This is a genomic window from Oscillibacter sp. CU971, from assembly GCF_905219725.1.
Lineage (GTDB): Bacteria > Bacillota > Clostridia > Oscillospirales > Oscillospiraceae > Oscillibacter.
The window spans coordinates 1-3,634 of sequence record NZ_CAJMXG010000258.1; the positions used below are offsets into that span (position 1 = coordinate 1).

The following is a 3,634-nucleotide window of genomic DNA, read 5'->3' on the forward strand; positions in this document are numbered from 1 at the left end:
GGAATCTTCCCGAAGTGTTTGAAAATACGCCCTGGCGGTATTGCCCCCTTACGGAGTTCTACCGGCACTTCCACAGGCCCATGGCGGTGATACCGTTCCTGGCGGCGTATTTGAAACATCCCCGGCTGGAGCATCTCGTCAAAGTGGGCTTTTTCTCGCTTGCCAGGGACCTGGTATACGGCCATGATTCCCAAAACGAGATTCCGCTGGACCAGACCCAGAACAGAACCCACCGAATATTGCAGGTCCGCGCCGAGGACGTGGATTTCCTGCGGGGCTTGGATATTGATTTCAAAACGCTGAAGACGTACCANGAATATTGCTGGGNGAATCTGAAGNACAGACAGGAGCTCCTCTCCTGGCAACTGGAATATGGCGTCGAGCGGGACATCCTGGAGACGCTGGAGTACATGACGGTTCACAAGCTGCTCAAATATCTGGACGCCCAATATTTGTACATGAAAGACCGGAAAACTCCGACCGGAACCCCGAGATACCGGAACATGCAGGACCTTTTGAGCGAGTACCGGGACTATCTGGACATGTGTAATGGACAGGATTATAATATGCGCAGCAGTTTTGTGCTGTATCCCAGAGATTTGCAAAAATCCCACGATAANGCTGCGCAGAATATCAAGGCCCAAAAAGACGAGAACATACAGCGCGGCTTCCAATCAGCCTACGCCCATATCGGGAACAGCCTGGATTTTGAATATAAGGGCTTGAAAATCGTCCGCCCCAATACGCCGGACGAAATCATCCGGGAGGGCAATGTCCTGCATCATTGTGTCGGTGGATACGTCAAAAGAATCGCCCAAAAAAAGTGCCTGATTCTGTTCCTGCGGCGAAGTAAAAACGAGGCCAAGCCCTTTTATACGATTGAGGTCCGTCACCGGAGAATCGTCCAGGTGCGCGGCCAGGGTAATCAGGACCCAACACATACGGTTCAGGATTTTATAGACCATTGGAAGCGAGAAGTCCTGCAAGCTGTTGTGTACGAGGCCGCTTGAAGCTGCGGGATTGGCTTTTGTCCGGTTCTTTTTTGCGTCCTTCGCAGGACGCCAGCGGCTATTCTGACAAGCGGACCGGACTTCAGGGCCGATATTCCAAAAAGTATATCGAAGAAGTCAAAACCTGTCTTTGGGAGCGGCTTCCCGGTATTGGGGAACTGAACCTCCGGAACAGTCAACGCCACAGAAACCGCGTGACAAGATAGACATTCATCAGAATCCGAAAGGGGGGGGCAAATCATGACGTATAATGGAAAGGAAGTCCTGACCTGGGACAATTTCAGCTGTCAGGCTTCGCATATCGGAAACTATGTGACCGAGGATACGGTGGATATTCTGATAGACAGCCTGCCGCCGCTCTGTATGACTTCTGAGCTGGTCCAGGTGGGGGAGCCGCTTGGTGAGAAGCTGGACCCGGCCACAGGCAAATGGCGGGAAACCTACATAACTTTCAAGCGCATTACTTATCCCGTGAATCCAGGCCGGCCNGGCGTCTGGGAATACAGTGGGCATTGCTTTCCCGGCGAATCCACAGAGCGCTGGAGGGAACAAACATCCTGACTCGGCGCANACATCAAAGTGGAATCCATTCTCCCCCTTGGCAGATGATAGCGGACGGGAGGGGGGTTGTCAACGGCAAGGGCTTATGCCTGTGCTTCGCGCACCATTGACAACCCCCCTCCCGCCCACTTTGTTGCGGCCAAGGGGGTAAATGGATAAAAATGGTTATGGCGGAAGGGAGAGCATATGAGAAAGAAGATGAAAAGTTTCCCCACAGCGTGTTCCGGCTGTTCCGGGGTATACACCCATTGGGACATCGTGAAACTTTGCAGCGGTGGGTGCATGAAGTCCTTTGGCAATTCGTACTGCACAAAGGGCCGGAGACACTTCAAACTTTTGAAACGCAATCTTTACCAGCAGCGGCCCTCCAAGTGCCCCATTCTCNACGAGCATCCCATCGTGATAAATGAAGAATAAGGGTATGTAAACACAAGAAAGGAGGCTGTGAGCCGTGCCGGAGTACACAGAACCCCGGAAGATAATCTGGTATGACAACATCCCCTGTCCAGTCTGCGGGGCCGAGCGGACCAACTCATGGGAAAAGCGTATCTCCAGGGCCTTGGGCTACAAGGCTATCGTCTGCGAGAAATGTATTTCAGAAGAATACGGCCTGACGGTTCCCCAGCTCCGGGATACAATGCAGAACCACTTTGGCCTTATTCCGTGCCCTGGTATATAAACCATGTGCAAAGAACTGAACGAACTGACCCGCCGTCTGCTGGCGGAGGGCTATACACCGGAGGACACGCCTCCGGGGATGCGGGAGTACGAGGATTATGAAGGCGGCTGGACGTATAAATACCAGACGCTGCGGGATATGGTCTTTGAGACCCCCTGCGGCCTGCTGGCTAAGGGAGAGCATTTCTCGAACGGCTACATGTCCTGGCACGGAATTGACTGGCGGCCGGAGAACGACAATCCTGTGCTTCCGTGCCCCCGGTTCCCTTCTGAGCCGTGCCCGCTCCGGCATCCGCTTCTGGAATCCGAGAAGCTCTGCGGCCAGTCAGACGACATAGTTTACCAGTGTAATTGCCATCAAACGGACCGGCCCTATACTTTCGAGGGCAGCGTGGACGAACTTCACAAGCAGGTCTGGCAGGAGGCGGAACAGCGCTGGGAAATATTCCAGGCGGCTCACAAGGGCCGTGTCTGCCAGAGGCAAAGCCATTACGGACGCACGAGCAAAACCTGGAGGGCCTGGTACAGACCCATGGACTGCGCCCATCTGTATCAAGGCTGTATACGCTGTGCTGTTCTCGACAAGGAGCTTTCGCAAAAGAAAGGCAATGTGTTCTACGATTTGCGAAAGACCTGGACCCGCAAAGGCTTCGGCCTGTTCCCGGACGAACAGAGGACCAGCGTGGAGAAGGGCTGCAAGCTGCTGGACCAGACTGCATCTTTGACCGTCTGCGAGGCCATTGTCAAGTACGGGCATCAGGAGGCCGTCAGGCGCGTCATGCTGGAGCATCACCGTGACTTGTACTTCGACCCCAGCCTTAAAATTGAGGTTCTGAACTTGCGGGCCGCCCGGATGGATACCAGGGATATTATACAGGACCTCCGGGACGTCGCCGGCGGTATCCAGGTATCTCATGCCGCCGACAATCTCAAGGCGGCGAAGGAACAGAAGCGGGCCCGGCGGGAAGAGGCCAGAAAGCGCAGGATTCGCAAGGCAGAGAAAACAATCCTGGAATCCGGCTGGACAAGCCTTGAGACCTCAAAGCAGTGCCAGTTGGGAAAGCTGCTGGGCGGCAAACGGATTCAGGAACTGCTCCGGCAGCGGGAGGATATGAAAGCCCGGAAACCGCCGGAAGAAGAACAGCTGCGGCTATTTTGAAAAATACGTCCAGTGAGAAGAATGGATAAATACACGCCGGAGCTGAAAACAGCGAAAAAGTTCCGGATTTGACTTGTAGGATTTGTAAGACTTTTTTTCAGGTTTCGCTCCCATATATTTCCCTAATACACATATGTTTTATAAATAGGTATTTCTATAAACTTTCTTAAAAAAAGACTTACAAACCCTACAACATACGTCAATCCCTTGCAGCCGTAAGGTTTGA

General features: G+C 53.3%; 3 protein-coding genes. All 3 read left to right on the plus strand.

Annotation, left to right across the window (positions count from 1 at the left end):
• Nucleotides 1-1,010: PcfJ domain-containing protein (locus JX325_RS13645; protein ID WP_204791643.1), on the plus strand; the 1,010-nt coding region annotated here is incomplete at its 5' end.
• Between the two features lie 1,012 nt (nt 1,011-2,022).
• Nucleotides 2,023-2,250 (plus strand): hypothetical protein, encoded by a 228-nt coding sequence (locus JX325_RS13655; protein WP_204791645.1) that lies wholly within the window; start codon nt 2,023-2,025, stop codon nt 2,248-2,250.
• Between the two features lie 3 nt (nt 2,251-2,253).
• A complete protein-coding gene (locus JX325_RS13660) occupies nt 2,254-3,408 on the plus strand; it encodes a hypothetical protein (RefSeq protein WP_204791646.1) in 1,155 nt (384 codons plus the stop codon).
• The last annotated feature ends 226 nt before the right edge of the window (nt 3,409-3,634 follow it).

Bases quoted from the DNA above. Each gene is read 5' to 3' on its own strand.
- JX325_RS13660 (WP_204791646.1), top strand. From the start codon at position 2,254: ATGTGCAAAGAACTGAACGAACTGACCCGCCGTCTGCTGGCGGAGGGC.